Origin of the sequence: Blastococcus sp. TML/C7B (assembly GCF_016612845.1) — a bacterium.
Taxonomy (GTDB): Bacteria; Actinomycetota; Actinomycetes; order Mycobacteriales; family Geodermatophilaceae; genus Blastococcus.
The window spans coordinates 1024873-1040796 of record NZ_JAEOAA010000002.1; the positions used below are offsets into that span (position 1 = coordinate 1024873).

16 protein-coding genes and 1 pseudogene are annotated in these 15924 nt (G+C 71.8%); 1 reads left to right on the forward strand and 16 read right to left on the reverse strand.

Annotation, left to right across the window (positions count from 1 at the left end; genetic code table 11):
• Positions 1-6: 6 nt before the first annotated feature.
• The 15 genes and pseudogenes from JKP76_RS17830 to JKP76_RS23640 form a co-directional block, all read right to left on the reverse strand.
• Complete coding sequence (locus JKP76_RS17830) at positions 7-1305, reverse strand: hypothetical protein (RefSeq protein WP_200492154.1); 1299 nt, start codon at positions 1303-1305, stop codon at positions 7-9.
• The gene (locus tag JKP76_RS17835) at positions 1305-1613 is read right to left on the reverse strand and encodes a hypothetical protein (RefSeq protein WP_200492155.1); all 309 of its coding nucleotides are present in this window, start codon (positions 1611-1613) and stop codon (positions 1305-1307) included. Before JKP76_RS17835 ends, JKP76_RS17830 begins: the two co-directional genes overlap by 1 nt.
• Complete coding sequence (locus JKP76_RS17840) at positions 1610-2176, reverse strand: conjugal transfer protein (protein WP_200492156.1); 567 nt, start codon at positions 2174-2176, stop codon at positions 1610-1612. The genes JKP76_RS17835 and JKP76_RS17840 overlap by 4 nt, the downstream gene beginning before the upstream one ends.
• 108 nt (positions 2177-2284) lie before the next feature.
• Positions 2285-3079: a M23 family metallopeptidase gene (locus tag JKP76_RS21675; RefSeq protein ID WP_309233037.1), complete on the reverse strand. Its 795-nt coding sequence runs from the start codon at positions 3077-3079 to the stop codon at positions 2285-2287.
• Complete coding sequence (locus JKP76_RS21680; protein ID WP_242472002.1) at positions 3048-3452, reverse strand: hypothetical protein; 405 nt, start codon at positions 3450-3452, stop codon at positions 3048-3050. Before JKP76_RS21680 ends, JKP76_RS21675 begins: the two co-directional genes overlap by 32 nt.
• Complete coding sequence (locus tag JKP76_RS17850; protein ID WP_200492157.1) at positions 3449-4957, reverse strand: ATP-binding protein; 1509 nt, start codon at positions 4955-4957, stop codon at positions 3449-3451. Before JKP76_RS17850 ends, JKP76_RS21680 begins: the two co-directional genes overlap by 4 nt.
• Complete coding sequence (locus tag JKP76_RS17855) at positions 4954-6093, reverse strand: SCO6880 family protein (protein WP_242472003.1); 1140 nt, start codon at positions 6091-6093, stop codon at positions 4954-4956. The genes JKP76_RS17850 and JKP76_RS17855 overlap by 4 nt, the downstream gene beginning before the upstream one ends.
• A 136-nt stretch (positions 6094-6229) precedes the next feature.
• Positions 6230-6469, reverse strand: a pseudogene (locus JKP76_RS24235) (hypothetical protein); the annotation flags it as partial.
• Positions 6469-7926 carry a hypothetical protein gene (locus JKP76_RS17860; RefSeq protein ID WP_309233038.1) on the reverse strand — a complete coding sequence of 486 codons (1458 nt, stop codon included), beginning with the start codon at positions 7924-7926 and terminating at the stop codon, positions 6469-6471. The gene JKP76_RS17860 and the pseudogene JKP76_RS24235, both read right to left, overlap by 1 nt.
• 139 nt (positions 7927-8065) lie before the next feature.
• Complete coding sequence (locus tag JKP76_RS17865; RefSeq protein WP_309229560.1) at positions 8066-8806, reverse strand: hypothetical protein; 741 nt, start codon at positions 8804-8806, stop codon at positions 8066-8068.
• 65 nt (positions 8807-8871) lie between these two features.
• Positions 8872-9210, reverse strand: coding sequence for a hypothetical protein (locus JKP76_RS17870; RefSeq protein WP_242472004.1), 339 nt, complete (start codon positions 9208-9210; stop codon positions 8872-8874).
• 41 nt (positions 9211-9251) lie between these two features.
• The gene (locus JKP76_RS21685; RefSeq protein WP_242472005.1) at positions 9252-11114 is read right to left on the reverse strand and encodes a hypothetical protein; all 1863 of its coding nucleotides are present in this window, start codon (positions 11112-11114) and stop codon (positions 9252-9254) included.
• 334 nt (positions 11115-11448) lie between these two features.
• Positions 11449-11925, reverse strand: coding sequence for a DUF1775 domain-containing protein (locus tag JKP76_RS17885; protein WP_200492160.1), 477 nt, complete (start codon positions 11923-11925; stop codon positions 11449-11451).
• Positions 11909-12124: a DUF1775 domain-containing protein gene (locus JKP76_RS24240; RefSeq protein WP_200492845.1), complete on the reverse strand. Its 216-nt coding sequence runs from the start codon at positions 12122-12124 to the stop codon at positions 11909-11911. Before JKP76_RS24240 ends, JKP76_RS17885 begins: the two co-directional genes overlap by 17 nt.
• A gap of 233 nt (positions 12125-12357) precedes the next feature.
• The gene (locus JKP76_RS23640) at positions 12358-13134 is read right to left on the reverse strand and encodes an STAS domain-containing protein (RefSeq protein ID WP_200492162.1); all 777 of its coding nucleotides are present in this window, start codon (positions 13132-13134) and stop codon (positions 12358-12360) included.
• Between the two features lie 254 nt (positions 13135-13388).
• Between JKP76_RS23640 and JKP76_RS17900 the strand changes: the two genes are divergently transcribed.
• Positions 13389-14231: a cytochrome c oxidase assembly protein gene (locus JKP76_RS17900; RefSeq protein WP_242472006.1), complete on the forward strand. Its 843-nt coding sequence runs from the start codon at positions 13389-13391 to the stop codon at positions 14229-14231.
• Positions 14232-14368: 137 nt separating this feature from the next.
• On the opposite strand, the gene JKP76_RS17905 is transcribed toward JKP76_RS17900, so the two are convergent.
• On the reverse strand, positions 14369-15730 hold the full coding sequence (locus JKP76_RS17905; protein WP_200492163.1) for a M23 family metallopeptidase: 1362 nt from the start codon (positions 15728-15730) through the stop codon (positions 14369-14371).
• Positions 15731-15924: the final 194 nt, after the last annotated feature.

Below are 15924 nucleotides of genomic sequence, written 5' to 3' on the forward strand. Positions count from 1 at the left end.
TTCCCTTCACCGTGCCCGGCTGGGCCCGGACCGCTGGGCTCGCGCCGCCTGCAGCTGCTGGTGGGCCTGCTGAATGGCCACGCTGAGCGCGACCGGCGTCTGCGGGTCGTCGAGCAGCGCCCGATTCGCGGCCCAGGCCCGGCGCGGGAAGCCGACCGTCGCGCGGGCGCCCGGATCGGCCGCCCGGTCGGCGACGGCGAGGGAGAGCAGCCGGGCGTTGTGCAGGGCGCCGGCGACCGGTTGCAGGTCGGTGGCGTTGACCCGGACCAGCCCGCCGGGCTGATATCCCCGCAGGTACGCGGCCACCCGCTCCTCGCGCGGCGGCACGTCCCGGGCGTAGGCGATCAGGGATCCATTGTCCGCCCAGGACCGGACGGTGCGGTACAGCAGCTGCGTGGCGAGCGTTGGCAGGTGCTGGGCCGCGGACGTGACTGATGCGCGCAGAGACGCCGTCCAGGTGGCCGGGTCAGGTTCGGCGGAGCGGAGGGCGGCATGGAGTCGACCGGCTGCGGTGACGCCGAATGGTGCGTGCTGGTGGAAGTGACGGCTGCCGTCGTCATACGGACGCAGGGATGCTCGGACGGCGCGCCAGGCGTCGGCCGCCGTCGTCTGACCTGCGGGTGGTGGTGCGTCGGTGGAGCCGAGGCGCTCCGCGGCGGAGCTGAGTGTCTGGGCGGCGATCGTGTAGGCCAGGACCTCGGTGACCGACGGCGGATCATTGGCTCGGGCCGTGGCCTGCAGAAGGACGCCGATGGCGTCGGGGACCACCCGTGCCGGGTCGGCGGACGCATCGACCGCGGGTCCGGGAACGGGACGGTCGAGGACGGCGACGTCGGCACGGGTCGGCGGCTGCAGCGCGGCGGTCTGCTGGACCAGGGCCGCCTGACGCTCGACCTCAGCGTGCCACTGCGTCGTCGGACCGGCAGGCAGGCGGTGGGCGACCACCTCGGCCAGCGGCGTCACTGCCTCGGCTACGGCGGTGGCGACGGCCCACCGGCTGGTCACGGTGGTGTGGTCATACAGGACGCCGACGGTGTCGGCCGCGGCAGCCGCCAGCCGGGTCAACGCCGACTCTGTTGCTGGAGCCCGGACGCCGAGCTCGGTGCAGGCAGCAGCCAGGGCGGCGACCTGCTGTTCACGGCGATCGCCGGCGAATGGGGAGACCCCGTCGCGGCGCAGGTGGACCAACGCCCGACCCAGGTGGCCCAGCCCAGTGCCTGCATCGGCGCGCGCCGCTGCGCTGTCGTCCGTGGTCCGCGCTGTGTCAGCGAGGGCGTCGAGCAGCTGCCCGAGCGAGGTGGCCATCAGCGTGGCGTACGCAGCGCTCGGTGGCCGTGCTGGGCGGCGGCGAGGACGTCGGGGTGCGCGAAATCGGCGGCAGGCAGGTTGCCGAGGATGCGCAGCGCCTGCTCGACGAGCCGGTCGGGATCGGTGCCGTCGGCCGTCGCGGGCACCGGGCCACTGGGCGCACGCAAGGCGGTGGCGGCAGCGAGGCAGTGCAGCTGCGCTGTCGGCCCCGCCTGGTCGTTGCGGGAAGCGGCGGCGAACAGTGCCGCAGCCTCGGCGCGGGCGGCGAGCAGATCGGGGGTCAGGCCGTCGTCGGTTGAGCTCATCGCGGGTTCTCCTTCACGGTGCGGACGGGTGATGCCTGGGTCGACGGTGCTGGGGAGGTCGATCGGGAAGTGGTGCTCTGGACGGATCTGTGGGTGCGCCCGCGGATCGTGTCGCCGCCTGTGGACACGAGGCGATGAAGGCGTCCTCGGCTGCCTCCGGACGGGTAGCGGTCCGGGCGGATGACCGATCGCCCGGCGCGGAGCTGGCGCAACCCGAGGGCTTGCTCGGCCTCCCTGCGGGTGGCCATGCCGCCGCGGGCGTCGCCCGGGCGTCGATAGCGGGTGACCAGGACAGCGGTGAGGACTGCAGCGGTCAGCAGGACGAGCTCGGCGGCGGCAACACACGCGTACACCGGGATGGGCCCGGCGACCTGACGCAGTTGGTCGGGCGGCAGGCCGCGGCCGGGGTCGCCGTCCAGGAGCCCGCCGAGGACGCGGGTGACCGTCTCGGTGCCCTGCGGCCACACCCAGCCACTGCCCCACAACGCCGAGGCAAGTCCAAGACCGACCAGGGCCGCCAGTGCGACGGCGATCAGAGCGCCACCGACTGCGGCGACGGTCAATTCCCATCCCCGGGCGAACGGCTGCGGATCGCGGCGCCGGAACGGCGTCGTCACGCGCCGGCCCCGGGTCGGTGGTGGTTGTCCACGTCCTGCTTCCCTCTCTGCCGGTCAGCCGGCGGGGTTGGGGGCATGCGGGTCGATGCCGCGGTCGACCAGCCAGGGCACGGGGTCGATCGGCGCGCCGTCGAGGCGGACCTCGAAGTGCAGGTGGACGCCGGTGCTGTTGCCGGTGGAGCCCTGGAAACCGATCAGCGCACCCGCGGGCACCCGCTGGCTGGGCATGACGGTGTAGCCGGACAAATGCGCGTAGCGGGTGGTCACCCCGTCGCCGTGGTCGAGTTCGACGAGGTTGCCGTAGCCGGCCAGGCTCAGGCTTCCGTCGCGGTCGCAGTAGGCGCTGGTGCAGGCGGCGGTGGTCACGGTGCCGTCGGCGGCGGCGTAGACCGGGGTGTCGCGGGGTCCGGCGATGTCGACCCCGGCGTGCAGGGCGCCCCCACGGCTCCCGTAGCCGGAGGTGACGGTGCCGGCGGTGGGCCGGATCCACGACCCGGCGGCCACGGGCAACCCGGGGCAGACGTCGGCCACCGCGCCGCCCGGGTCGGCCGCGGTCGCCTGGGCAGCCGACCACAGCACGGCCGTCAGCTCGCGGGCGAGCGGCTCCCAGCGGGCGTAGGCGCCTCCATGGGCCGAGACCTGCACGGCCTGTGCGGCCTGGGTGAGCGGGATGGTGCGCCAGTCGGGTACGGCCACGAGCCGGCGGTAGAAGGTCTCGGCGGCGTAGACGGGGTCCATCAGCTGAGCGACGGTGCCCCAGCCGGCGATCCAGCGCTGTTGGAAGGCGTTGACGCTGTCGTGATCGGAGCCGAGCCCGTCATGCGGATAGGTCAGGCTCGTGGCGGTCACCGCGGCCTGTTCGGCGGTGAGTTCGTGGCTGCTGCCCTCGTTGGCCAGCATTCGGATGCGGGACTCCTGGTAGGCGGGTGGCCAGCGCCACGGTGGCCGCGTACGGGTCGAGTCCAAGGGCTGCGGCGACGGTCACGATGGTCTGCGCGTGGCCCATCTGGACGGCGTCCAGGTCGGTGCCGGCGACGGTGGCGCCGGTGCCGCCGATCGAGCAGGACGACGACGCCGTCGACGCCTCCGGTGCGGCGAGAACCGCGAGAGGGATCAGCAGCAGCGTCAGTACGCCGAACACCGGGACGGCGACGGGAGCGGCGGCCTTCCACAGCCACCGCTTTGCGTACGCCCGCGCCAGTGCTTCGGCCGTCCCGCTCATGCCGGACGTCCAACGGTGAGGGCCTCGTTGGTGTCGGTCAGGGCCAGCTCGGGCGCCGTGAGGACGGTCTGCACCTTGAACGCCCGGTCGCCAACCAGCCAGAGGGCCCGGCCCTTGCCGGCGATCGCCCAGTCGGTGACCACCCGCTGGGCGATCGGGGTCAGCCCGAGCATGGTGGCGAGCTCGTCGGCGACGGCCTGGTCCTGGCCGTGCAGCACCTTGACGTCGCACAGGTGCAGCAGGTCGCGGGCGATGGCCACCGCCTGGGAGGAGGCGTCGCCGGCGGTGAGCATGTCCGAGGGCTTGTGCGCGAGCAGGATCTGCACGTCGGCGTCGCGGCGGGACAGCCGTAGGTTGGCGTCCAGGCTCTTCATCGCCTCGGCACCGAGGCGCATCTGCCGCCAGGTCTCGTCGCGGATGACGATGCGCAGGTCGCCTAGGTCGGCGATCTCGCGCATCGCCTGTCCCCAGGAGTTCAGGCAGGTCAAGGCGATGCCGACGGCCTGGTCACCGAGCGGCTCGAGGCGGGACAGCGACAGCGACTGGATCGGCGCGCGCCAGTCGACCTCGATCGACGTGTGGTCGTCGAACAACCCGGCTAACGAGCCCTTGACGAGAGAGCCAAGGGCATCGCGCAGGGTGCGGGTGGCGTCGAGGAAGTGCCGCCGGTCGGCGTAGCGGCACGAGGCGACGAGGCCGTCCGTGGGCTCGTCCAGGGCTTGCCACAGCTGAGGGATGGTGGGCTCGGTCAGCCGGGTGGCTCCGCTGCGGTAGCCGGTGAGCAGGCGCAGCGCCTCACCGACGGCGGTCTCCTCCACCGGGCCGAAGGGCACGTTCTGCGAGCCGACCAGGCCGCGGATCAGCACCAGCCAGCGGGCGAACATGATGGCCTCGCGGCGGCGGGCCTCGGCGGCATCGAGCTGCTCCCAGCCGTGACCGAGCGGGCCGAAAGCCAGTGGGTTGACCCGGGCGGAGAGTCCGTGGCCGATGACGAACGGCTCCACGCCCAGCGCGCGGCACAGCGGCTCGTACTCGTCCTTGGTGTCGCCCAGGACGAGGGTGCGGTAGCCGTACGCGAGCATGCGCAGCGCGAAAGCTTTGACGGTGGCGGACTTGCCGCGGCCGGGCTTGCCGAAGACCACGACGTTCGGGTTGGTGACCGGGATGTCGTCGTCGGTGACCCAGCCGACCGGATCGCAGTAGAACGCCCCGCCCGACAGCAGGTCGATGCCCATCTGGGCGCCCGTAGGCGGTAGCCCGCTGCTGGCGATCAGCGGCCACACCACCGGCGTCTGCTCCGACGTCATCCGCCACACCGACAGCGGCGCCGGTGTCGCCGCCCGGCCCCGGCCGCGCCCACGCGGCCCCAGGCGGGGCACCGACTCGACGAACGGCCCGCGCTCCCGTGGCCCCGGCTCCACGGCGGGGACGGCGGGCAGCCGGTGACCGAAGTCGTCGAGGAGGACGGCGACGTCCCGGCCCCGGCGGGAGCCGCGGCGGGTCACCGTCGTCCTCGCCGGTTGGGCAGCCCGACGCCGAGGGGAATGGCGGCGGCGGCAAAGCCGGAGTCCTGTGCCAGGTCCAGCCGCAACGGCACGAAGCCGGCGGCACGGACCGACGCTGCGAGCCGGCGGCCGTGCTCGTCCACCGGCCAGGTGGCCGGGACGGTGACGCAGGCCGCGACGGCGGGACGGACGAGCGCCCGCCCGGCGGCCAGCTTCTCGTCGGCGGTACCGATCCGCTCGGTGTCCCGTCGCTGCCGGGCCCGCTGCCGAAAGCCCATGCGGGCGCGCAGCTCGTTGCCGGTGGTGGCACTCATGTCCTCCCGTCCGACCAGCCGGGTGGCCCGGTCCAGCGGCAGGGGGGCGAGGAACACTGTCAGACAACGCCGCTCCCCCGCCGTCGTCGGCACGAGCACCGGGGCCAGTGCGCCGAGCACCGCCCCGGAGTCGGGTAGCAGGATCGTGTCGGTGACCGACGCCCAGGCGTCGTGCACGTAGTGCCGTAGCTCGGCGCGAGCCTGGGTGGGTCCGGCGGCGGCCATCGGCACCCCGGTCGCCAGCTGGGCGCCGCTGGCGGCGGCCAGGTCGGCGGCGATCAGTTGGCCACGGTCGCCGGGCGCGAAGCCGGTGCGCACCGCGGCAGCGAGTGCGGCCGAGTCCAGCCAGGTGACTGCGGTGCAGCCGACCGGGCCGCGCAGCGCACTCTCGACCTCGGCCATCACCCCGTGCAGCACCCGGGCGCGGCCGTCCACCCCGCCGCCGCTTTCCTTCGCGGCCCGGCCGATCCGGCTCTCGCCGATGACGACGGTCACGAAGGCCTCGGTGCGCACCGCGGCCGGAGTGAGGGTGGCACCCAGCAGCGCGTTCACCCGGGCGGCTAGGGGCGCGGCGTCCGCACGCGTGTGCGCCTGCTCCCACGCTGCGCGCTCGGCGCCGTCGTCCGGCACCGTGCGCACCTGCAGCGCCAGTGTGTCGACCAGTTCGGTGCGTGCGGCGATCTCGCACAGCTCGGCCAGGCCGGCGCCCATCCCGTCCCGCTCGTCCGGCTCGGCCAGGCCTATGCCGGAATGGTCGATCCGCGCCACGGCCGCCCACGTGCGCGCCGCGGAGTTCTGCACAATTACCGGGCGGGTGAACATCTGCCCATAAGGCGGTCCGTCGTGAGTGCGGATACCGGCGAGCACCCCGGGCAGGTCCGCCTACGGACAGGTCCTCTGCCTTCCCGGACGCGGCTCGGGAGCCGAACACCGTCCAGCCCATCGCACCTCCGATCGCGTGCAGGCAGAGGACGGCGAACCAGCGGCCCGCCGCCCGCCCTCGGATGGGGACCAACAGCACGGCGGCCAGCAGCGCCCACACCGGCAGCCAGATGGCGAACAGCCCCCATGCCTGCGCGTTCAGGGCCAACAGCGCCGGTAGGCCCGTGAGGGTGACGAGGGCCAGTTGGGCGCCGGTCATGCCGAGGAACCAGCCGGAGACGTCGCGGGAGTAGTCGCCGTAGCGGACGGCGTTCATCACGCGTCGTCCTGGCCGGGACCGATCGGACCGCTCTCCCCGGGCCGGTCAGGCGCGATGCCGTCGAACCGCTCGGCGGGCCAGGCCGCAGTGGATGCGCCTCCGGGATGGTGAGCGCGCCCATTCCCGCTCAGTCCCGTCGGCTGTGTTCCATCGTCGTCGGGACGGCGCCCGCGGCCGTGCCCGCCTCCGGTCGCCGCCCCTCCGCCGGAGCCGCTGCCGCGCGCCGGTACCCGGGTGGGCAGCGGTTGTCCGTAGTATGGGTGGGTGTGTCCGACTCCGGCACCCGACAGCACGTCGGACGCCGAGGCGGCCACCCCCGCCGCCAATCGGCCGGCCGTGGAGGTGCCGGTGGTCAGCGCACGCAGCGCGCCGGCGAAGCGCCCGCTGGTCGCCGCGTCTGCGGTCGACTCGCCCTGCGCGCGGTCACCGGCCAGCTGCGCCGCGGCGCCTGAGGCAGCCACACCACCGGATGCGGCACCCGCCGTCGCGGTGGCCACGGCCGCCCGCCCGCCACCGGCCTTCTGCAGCGCGCCCATGACTCCGCCGGAAGCGGCCAGCGAGGAGCGCAGGGCCGCACCACTCGACGTGCCAGGGTCGACGAAGGCCAGGAGCCGGAACAGCGCCAGCGGACAGATCGCTCCGAGCAGGATCAATAGGCAGCCGACAACTGCCATGCCGATCGCGGCCTCGGTGCTCGTCTCCTCTGCTCCGGTGAGGATGCCCTCGGTGATGGTCACTCCGACGCCGAGGACGAGCACGGCGACGGGCGCAACCAGCAGCGCGGCGAGGAACCAGCGGAGGCTGCGCCAGAACCAGGTGCTCGACGTCTGCGCCAGCAGTCCTCCTGCCGAGATCGCAGAGGTCGCGGCCAGCACGATCAGTGCTGCCTCGCGGACCAGCATCAGCAGCAGGTAGCCCACACTGGCCGGCACCAGCAGAAAGATCGAGCTGACCCCCAGCACGGTGGCAACCGTGCCGTCGACCAGATCGCGGCTCACGCTGATCGACGGGTCGAAGGCGGCCAGGGTGTCGATGTCGAGCAGGCTGCGCAGCAGGGCGGTGGTCAGTCCGGAGACCCCGGTGACCAGCAGTGCCGCCACCCCGACGTAGCTGGCCCAGACCAGCCCGAACTGCAGCAGTCCGATCACCAGCCGGCCCAGCGTCTGCCCGTCCCGGCGCACCGCCGCGATACCCAGCTGGACCATGGCCATCAGCGCGGCCACGGTCGCGCCGATGCCGAACGTCACCGGATAGACGGCGGCCAGCGGGCCACCGGCGGACAGGTCCGGAGTGGCCAAAGCGTCGATCACCAAGAACGCCAAACTCAGCAGCCACAGCCCGGCCTCCCACAGCGACAACATGGCATTGACCCAGACGTCTTCGACCACCGCGCCGGCTGCTTCGCCGACCGCGCAGAACGGATTGATCGGCAGGCACGGCAGCGAGCCGCCCACCCCCGGAACCGCCGGAAAGGCCGTCACCATCTCGTCTGCGGCCGCCGCCGGACCTGTGGACAACGACCAGACCGCCAGCGAGAGGAGAAGGACCGCTCCCAGTCGGCGTCCCCAGCCGCTACGCCCTCCGCGTCGCTGCTCAGACATAGCGCAGGTCCCGGTAGCCGGCTGCGATGGCTGCCTCTGTGCCTGGCCAGACCGAGGGCGCCGGCGCCGGCTCCTCCCCCGGGCCGATGACCCACCGGTCCCCGACCCAGGCCATGCGCTGGCAGTCGGCGATCGCGATCCTGGAGGTCTGCTCCACTGTGACGGTGAACTCGAAGTTCACGCACACCACGGCGAAGTCCTCGCCCACCGTGCCCTTGATCAGCCCCATCACCGGACGGACGACGATCGCCAGCTGCGGCGACCCCGCACCGGACAGGCCCGCCGCAGACAACAAGTTGGCCATGCCGTCCACCCCGGACCACGTCTCTGAGGTCGGCCCGCCAGGAGCGGCCCACTCGGCGATCACCCGTCGCACGCCGTCCATCGAGCCGCTCTGCATCGCCGTCACGTCGATCGCCGCCAACTGCGCCAGCGCACCCTCCGGAGTACGCGGGAAGCCGGTGGGCACGTCCGTCGGGCCCACGCCGGTGGCGCGCGGCAACTCGAGAACACCGGCAGCCTGGTTCGACACTGCCCCGGGCAGCGCATCGTCGGGCTCGGCGGTCGGCATCGGGGCGGCGGCCAGCGCATCGCGCCGCGTCATGTCCGGGGCAGTGCTAGCCGCCCGACGGGCGGGGGCGCTCTCGTCAGGCTCTTCGGTCAGCCCTCCGATGACTGCCAGGACCAGGCCGGCCAGCACCGCCAGCGCCACCGCCGCGCTGACCACGAGCACCGCAAGAAGACGCGCCGGGCTCCACTCCGGCGCACTGCTCCCATGTACGTCAGGACGGCGGCGCATCAGGTGCACCCACTGCCGGTGATCGAACTGAGGATGACCAGGATGACCGTGTAGGTGATGGCCACCATCACGACCACCGCGATGCCCATCGCCCCGTACCGCGAGGCATGCGGATGGGAGAACATCCGGCCCACCAGGACCGAGCCCAACGACACGACCGCGGCGATCCCGATCAGCGCCAGTACCCCCCACTTCACCCACGCCGTCACCTGATCGGCAAAGGCCTCCACTCCCGGCGGCGCCTCAGGGCAGACCGCCGCGGTCAACTCGACCGACGCCGCGGTGGCCGGCCATGCGGTCAGCACGACCAGAGCCCCAGCGATGAACGCGACGGCCAAGGCCGCTCGTACCGCTGCGGGTGCGGTTCTGCGCGGATTTGTCACCGGGCCTCCCCCGCCGCGCCAGGCTGGAAGGCTGCCGCCCGGTGCCGATGCCGAGGCTGCGGTGGCACGGCTGGCATCAGCAGCACGGCCAGCGACCGGCCGGCGGCCTCCACTCCCTTGGGCAACCGGTCCCCGGTCAGACCGGCGGTCTGCAGTCGTCGGTCGATCGGGACTCGCACCACCTGTCCCCGCGACCGCAAGTCGCGAAGCTGCGGACCACAGTTGGCGATCACCGCCTGGGGCCAGCGCGCCGGGCCTACGACGGCCACCACCACCGGCTGCTCGGCGAGCTGGCTCAGCACGTGTTCGGTCAGTCGCACCCCCGGCACGGTCGGCCGGCAAACGACGACAGCGCGCGTGCGGTCGGCGGCCAGTCGGGCCACGTCTTGCGGAGCAGGCAGCCCGAGATCGAGGACGGTGATGGCCGGTTCCTCGTTGATCGGGAGGACCGGCCAGCCGCCAGGCGCCACGTCCGCGACGCGGCGGTCGATCGTGACGCGGTCGCGGGAGCCACGTCGCCAGGCGCCGGCGGCGTCGGTGCCCAGCTCCGCCGACGCCGCGGCAATCAGCCCCGACCGGCGGGGATGCGCCGTCTCCACCAGGTGCACCCGCCGGTCGGTGGCTGCGGCGGCGTCGCTAATGGCCAGCGCCACCGTGGAGGCGCCGGCACCGGCGTGTGCCGCTACGACCGTGATCCAGTCAGCTGCCAGCGCGTCGCTGTCACCCCTGCCTGGGACGGCCGCGGGCGCGCTGTCACCCCTGGTCGCGCCTCGCTGCGGCGCTCTGTCACCGCTGTCAGCCCACCGCTCGCGGTGCGTGTCCTCTCCAGCTGGGAGCGCCGTGCTGTCCCCGTCTCGCCTTGTGCGGCGCGTAGATAGAACCGGTGCACCCGCCGGTGCCTCGGACACGGAGAGCTCGTGAAGACGCATCCGCGCCGCAAGCCTGCTTGCGGCAACTCGCGGACGACGGGCACGCAGCTCGTGGAAGGCCTGCTGGATCTCCGCGACTGACAGCAGTCGCTCGTCGGGGCCGACGTCGTCGCCGTTGGCCACACCGCCCGTCACGGCGCCGGCCTCGTCGACGTCCTGCAGCAGAGGGCTCACGCGACGGCCGCCAGGTACTGAGGAGCCATGCCGCGCAAGGCGGTCAGCGTGCGGTTCCGCCGGCGGTACAGGGTGCGCGTCGTGATGCCGTGTGCAGTGGCGACCGTCTGGTCGGCGCGCCGGTGTTGCCGGTCGCGGCTGCACTCGGTGGCGATCAGCAGTGCGACGTCCTCGGCGTCGACCCCTGAACGCACCGCCCACTGCAGCAGGTCGACGACGTCGAGATCCTCCCCCTCCTCCCGGGCGTTGGCTGATGAGATCCGAGTGAGGTCGCCCGTAGCGGTCAGTACCTCGCCCCGGGTCGGGGTGGTAGCGGCTGCTGGGGCGCAACTCGGCGAGTACCGCCCGCCGCGTCTCGGCGCGCAGGTTCGCCGCGATCGCCCGAGGCCGGCGTCGCCACGGGTAGCGGCGGATCTGGCAGGCGAGTTCGCCGACGACCACGGCGAGAATGTCGGGGTTCACGTCTGCGAGCTGCCTGGCCATCGTGCGCACGAGCCCGCTGAGCAAGTGAAGGGTCAGCAGCAGCGCGTCGTCGTCGCGGCCGCCGTCCACGGCGGCCAACCGGACGAGCGCGGCGAGAACGGCGTCGCGGCGGTCGTCCGGGCTGCCCGCGGCCCAGACGGCGAGCAGGTCATGGACGCTGCTCAGCCCGGCCAGAGTCGGCTCGGTGGCGGCCCAGCGGACGAGGATGCAGTCGCAGTCCAGGCGGGCAGCCAGCTCCGGCCAGCTGCCGACGATGGTGGGGTCGTAGAACATGTGCGGTCCTCCGGCATCGGTGTGATGCCGTCGAGGCTTCGCAGCGACGTTCAACGAGCCGTCACCCTCGGCAGGGGTGACAGTTCAGGTCACCTCACCGCGTCAGCCGCCCGCTACCGCTATCGCCTCCAGGGAGGGCTCGGCGTCCCTTCGGGCGAGGGGTGACGTATGCCAGACAGGATTGGGAAAGCGGCACGTCAGGGGGTGACGCTTGATCGACGGCTCGACTGCGACGGTTGATCAAGACCGTGCGCGAAGTCGTCGTCCTCGCGTGACCTCCGGCGGTGCGCTGTGGCTGCTCCGCCGGAGGTGACGCGGCAGCGACCCAGCCGGTTCAGGTCGTGGTGTGTCTCCGTCGAGCCAGGAGCGCCATGACGAACGCCGCCGATCCGGGCAGTAGCCCAGCGCCGCCGACGACGAGCGCGGTCACGGCCAGTCCCGAGCCATCGGACTCGTCGGCGCTGTCGCCGCCAGCAGCCTCGGTCGCTGCCCCATCCGCCTCGTCGCCGTCAGCTGCGCTGTCCACGAGCGTCAGCACGGGTGCGGGATTCTCGGGCTCGGGCTGGCCGTCGAGCGTGGGCTCGATCCACGCGGACTCTTCACCGTCGTCGTAGATCTGGAGCGTCGGGAAGGTGATGGTGTCGACGTCGGGGAACGGACCGCCGTTGATGGAGAAGGTCTGATACTGGCCCGGGCCGATTCCCGCCCCCGGCTCGGCGGTCCAGACGATCTCCGTTACGGCTTCGCTGACCTCGGTGCCGTGAACATGACCGGCGGATCGATCGGGCTCCGCGTCACGGTCGCGGTCCACCCGGAACCGGCTTCGTCCGCACCGATGCCAGCGGCGTCTCGGTCGGGATGTGTACCCGCAGCGAGATGGTGGAAGTCGTCTGGCTCTCGTTGGGCACCCGAAGGGTCACCTCCCCGAAGCCTCCGGGCGTAGCGTCAGGAGAGCTGATGCCCACGTGGGCTGACGCGGCGGTCACGCCGAGCCCCAGCACCGTCAACATCGAAGCGAGGCCGACGGTCAGCGTCCGAGCCAGTCGGGATGTCACAGGAGGCCCTTCTATCTGAGTCGGATCCGGCCCTACGTCGAACCCGTCCTACGAGATGCGTCCGTCGCGACTGCCTACGGGCCAATTGGACGATGGACGACAGAGCCACAACAACGCTGGTCACCGCGAGTCGAACCGTTCACCGTGACCGGCGATGTCAGCGACGGTCGGATCGACGTGCTGCCAAGTCAGGGCTCCCTCCGGAACATCGACGTGAGTCCCATGACGCCCAGCATCTGGTCGAAGTAAGGGCTGTCACCTCGGATGACCGCGCGACCGCCGGCCCGGGAGGTGCGCTTGGCCCACCGCTGCAGGTGTGGAAAAGCAGTGGCGTCGATGTAGGTCAGTCCGCGGACATCGATGGCCACAACAGCCAACTCCTCCAGACGCCGCTGGAGCTCCAACCGGTTGACGGCGGAAGCGTCCACCTCGCCCCGAAGGTGAACCACCCAACCGCCCCGCTCCTGTTCCACAGAACTGGGCGCCTGCTTGACGACAGCAACGCCCTGCTCGACGGGAACGACCTCTCTGCGGCGCTCGGACATCCGGCTGACGTGATCCGGCAGCTTGGCCAGCTCCGAGTCCACGGTCCGCTGCACCATCCGCTGCATCGCCCTGCGCTGCAGGACCTGCCGCAGCCGGTTGCCGCCCTGGGGATCGTGGGTCACGGTCACCGTGACGTGCGTGGCACCCGGCGAGGCGTCAGCGAGTTCGACGCGGGTCTGCCAGTTCTCCGACGCCAACTCCAGTCGGGTCCCAATGCGTTCCTCCGCGACCCATTCGACGACTTCCCCGCTCACCGCGCCCTGCGGTGGGGGCATGCCGTCCAACCGCCCCTGCGCGCAGACGAAGCGAGTCCCCTTGCCCATCACCGCGTCCGCCTCTGTCCCTGGGCCGTCGGAAAAGACGTAGGAGACGTCGCACACCGGGCAGTACGGGGTCAAGGCGGTCAGTGCCCGCCACACGGACTCCCGAGCGAACGGAACCTCGCGTGTTCCTGAGGCGGTCGTCATCCCGTTCCTTCGACTTCGAGGGGCCGGCCAGATCTCTGGGCCGGCACTACCGAGACTAGTAGGAGCTGGCGACACTTCCTTACGCCGACTCTCCCCCGTCTACGATCCACGTTAGGAGATTGAGGATCAGCGTCGAGGGAGGTTCCGTGGAGCACGGGCGGCACTCAGGGATGTGGGTACCGGACGAGCCGCCGACGTGGGGGCGAATGTTCCTGCCTCACCTGGAGGCCTCGTCGGCCCTGGCAGTGCTGAGCCTCGTCGCGCTGGTGGTGTACCTGGCAGCGGTCATGCGGTTGCGCCGAACGGGCGTCTCGTGGCCCTGGTGGCGGACCCTCTCCTGGCTCGCCGGGACTGCGTCGCTGTTCGCCGTCACCGGCACCTGGCTGAACGGCTACAGCATGGTGCTGCTCAGCGTCCACATGACCCAGCACATGATCCTCTCGCTGATCACGCCGCTACTGCTCCTGATCGCCGCACCGGTGACCCTGGCGCTCCGGACCCTGCCCCGGGGCCGGGGCGCGGCCGGCGTCCCGCGGGCACTGCTCCTCAACGGGCTGCACAGCCGCCTGGCCCGGTTTCTCGCCCACCCGCTGTTCTCGATTCCGCTGTTCCTCGCAAGCCTCTACGGCGTCTACTTCACGCCCCTCTTCGACGCTTTGATGAGCAGCCCCGCGGCACACCAGCTGATGCTGGCGCACTTCGTCGTCACCGGGATCCTGTTCTTCGGGCCGATCGTGGCGCAGGACCCCTGGCCACGAACGCTGAGCCACCCCGGCCGGATGCTCGAGCTCTTCCTGCCCGTGCCGTTCCATGCGTTCTTCGGCGTTGCGATCATGCTGGCCGGCTCGCTTGTGGTCGACACGTTCGCCCAGCCCCCGGCCGGGTGGGGCATCGACCCGCTGCGGGACCAGGGCGAGGCCGGCGGCATCGTCTGGGCCTTCGGAGAACTGCCCACCGTGCTGGTACTGGCGGTCGCTCTTCTTCTCCTGGGCCAGTTCCGACGAGCGGCGCGGCAGGGCTCTCGACCGGGCAGCCGACCGCACCGGTGACGCCGAGCTGGCGGAGTACAACGCCCGCCTCCGTGCCTTGGCGTATCTGAACAGGTGAAGCGCAGCGGCGCCGTTCCAGACCGACTAGCAGATTCGAGACAAGGACTCGTCCTCGCAGGGAGCGGCCTGCGAGGACGTCAGCCCCCGCAGGCGCCGACCGAGATCCCACGAGCATTCAGCCACGCAACCGGGTTCGAGGCTCCGCTGTACATGGCCCCGTTCGGGTGCACCTCGAAATGTACGTGCGGCCCGGTCGAGTTGCCTCTGTTGCCGACCTCCGCAATCTGCTCACCGGCCACCACACGATCCCCGGTGCGCACGAAGTAGTCGTTGATGTGCCCGTAGACGTAGACGGCGCCGTCGTCGCCGAGCAGGTAGACAGCCAGCCCGAAGCCCGTGGCCGGCCCAGCACGCTGGACGGTTCCCGAGATGGGCGCGTACAGCGGAGTGCCGATGGGCGACGCGACATCCAGCCCGTTGTGCGAGATTCCCCAGCGTGCGCCGAAGCAACTGGTGACGCGTCCGGAGAAGGGTGCGGTGTAGCCGGACGACCCGCTAGCGGGGGCGTCGCTGGGGCTGTTGCGCCGCGCCGCAGCTGCGGCCTCGGCGACCTCCCGGGCCGACCGTTCTGCTGCGGCAGCGGCGGCGGCCTCCTCTGCCTGCTTCTGAGCCGTCCACTGCTGATAGGCGTTCCGTGCGCCTTGCAACTCCAACACCTTGATCTGGGCGGCCTGGAGTTCCGCCTCGTAGGAGGCCTTCTGCGCGGCCACCTCAGCGAACGCGCCTTGCTGGGCGCCCAGTCGCGCATCGGCTTGCGCCTTGGCGGTCTGGGCCGTCTCCTCGGCGGCGGCCATCTCGTCGCGGGCGGCGCGAGCGGAGGAGTCGGCGTTGGCCTGAGTCACCTTGGCGACCTGGAGCTGGCCGAGAACGTCCACCTCGTTGACTGCGACGTAGTCGAGCAGAGCGGCGCGCTGGATCAGTTCGCCAGGTCCCTCGGAGCTCAACAGCGCGGCCGTCCTGGAGATCGTCGCCCCGTTCATGTAGCTGTCGCGGGAGAACCGGGCGATGCGGGCTTCCGCGACGGCGACGGCAGCCGCCGCCGCCTGTAGTTCGGCCGCCCTCTGCTCAGCCACGACCTGCGCCTGCTGGAGCGCCTCCTCGGCGATCATGTAGGCGGTCCCTGCGGCTTCGGCCTCGATGCCGACGCGTTCGAGCTCGGCCTCGGCGACCGCGACCAGGCCGGCGATGCGGCCGACTTCGGCCGCCGCAGTTTCCTGCTCGGTCCGCGCGGCACCGATCTGGCCGTCCGTGGGATTGGTAGGCGCAGGAGCGCCGAGACTCGGCGTCGCGGCGCCGACGAGGGCAACGCCTACCAGTACAACGACCAGTGCGGCTCGCAGCGGACGGCGGGGGCCAGGATGGCTCGCTGTGCGCCAGCGGTGATGCAACAGTCCAGCATCCGTCAGGCTGGCGCGCCGGCGGGAACGGTGGTCGGGCATGGCTCGCTCCCTGGGGAAGAGGGTGGCGGTGCGTATGAGCCGGAGCAGAGTCCCACTATCACCGTTAGTAGCGACGGCAACACGCGGCACTTTCACCACACACTTCTTGATCGCTCGGTGATCCTCTGCACACTCTGAGTGCCCGCCGGGCCGCTTCGCTGCCCTATGAGCCCTGCGTCAGGTGGAGGTTCAGG

Excerpts from the sequence above, each read along its gene's own strand:
- JKP76_RS17905 (WP_200492163.1), bottom strand. The coding sequence starts at position 15,730 with ATGCCCGACCACCGTTCCCGCCGGCGCGCCAGCCTGACGGATGCTGGA.
- JKP76_RS21685 (WP_242472005.1), bottom strand. The coding sequence starts at position 11,114 with ATGTTCTACGACCCCACCATCGTCGGCAGCTGGCCGGAGCTGGCTGCC.
- JKP76_RS17900 (WP_242472006.1), top strand. The coding sequence starts at position 13,389 with ATGTTCCTGCCTCACCTGGAGGCCTCGTCGGCCCTGGCAGTGCTGAGC.
- JKP76_RS17855 (WP_242472003.1), bottom strand. The coding sequence starts at position 6,093 with ATGTTCACCCGCCCGGTAATTGTGCAGAACTCCGCGGCGCGCACGTGG.
- JKP76_RS17835 (WP_200492155.1), bottom strand. The coding sequence starts at position 1,613 with ATGAGCTCAACCGACGACGGCCTGACCCCCGATCTGCTCGCCGCCCGC.
- JKP76_RS21680 (WP_242472002.1), bottom strand. The coding sequence starts at position 3,452 with ATGAGCGGGACGGCCGAAGCACTGGCGCGGGCGTACGCAAAGCGGTGG.
- JKP76_RS24240 (WP_200492845.1), bottom strand. The coding sequence starts at position 12,124 with ATGTTGACGGTGCTGGGGCTCGGCGTGACCGCCGCGTCAGCCCACGTG.
- JKP76_RS17830 (WP_200492154.1), bottom strand. The coding sequence starts at position 1,305 with ATGGCCACCTCGCTCGGGCAGCTGCTCGACGCCCTCGCTGACACAGCG.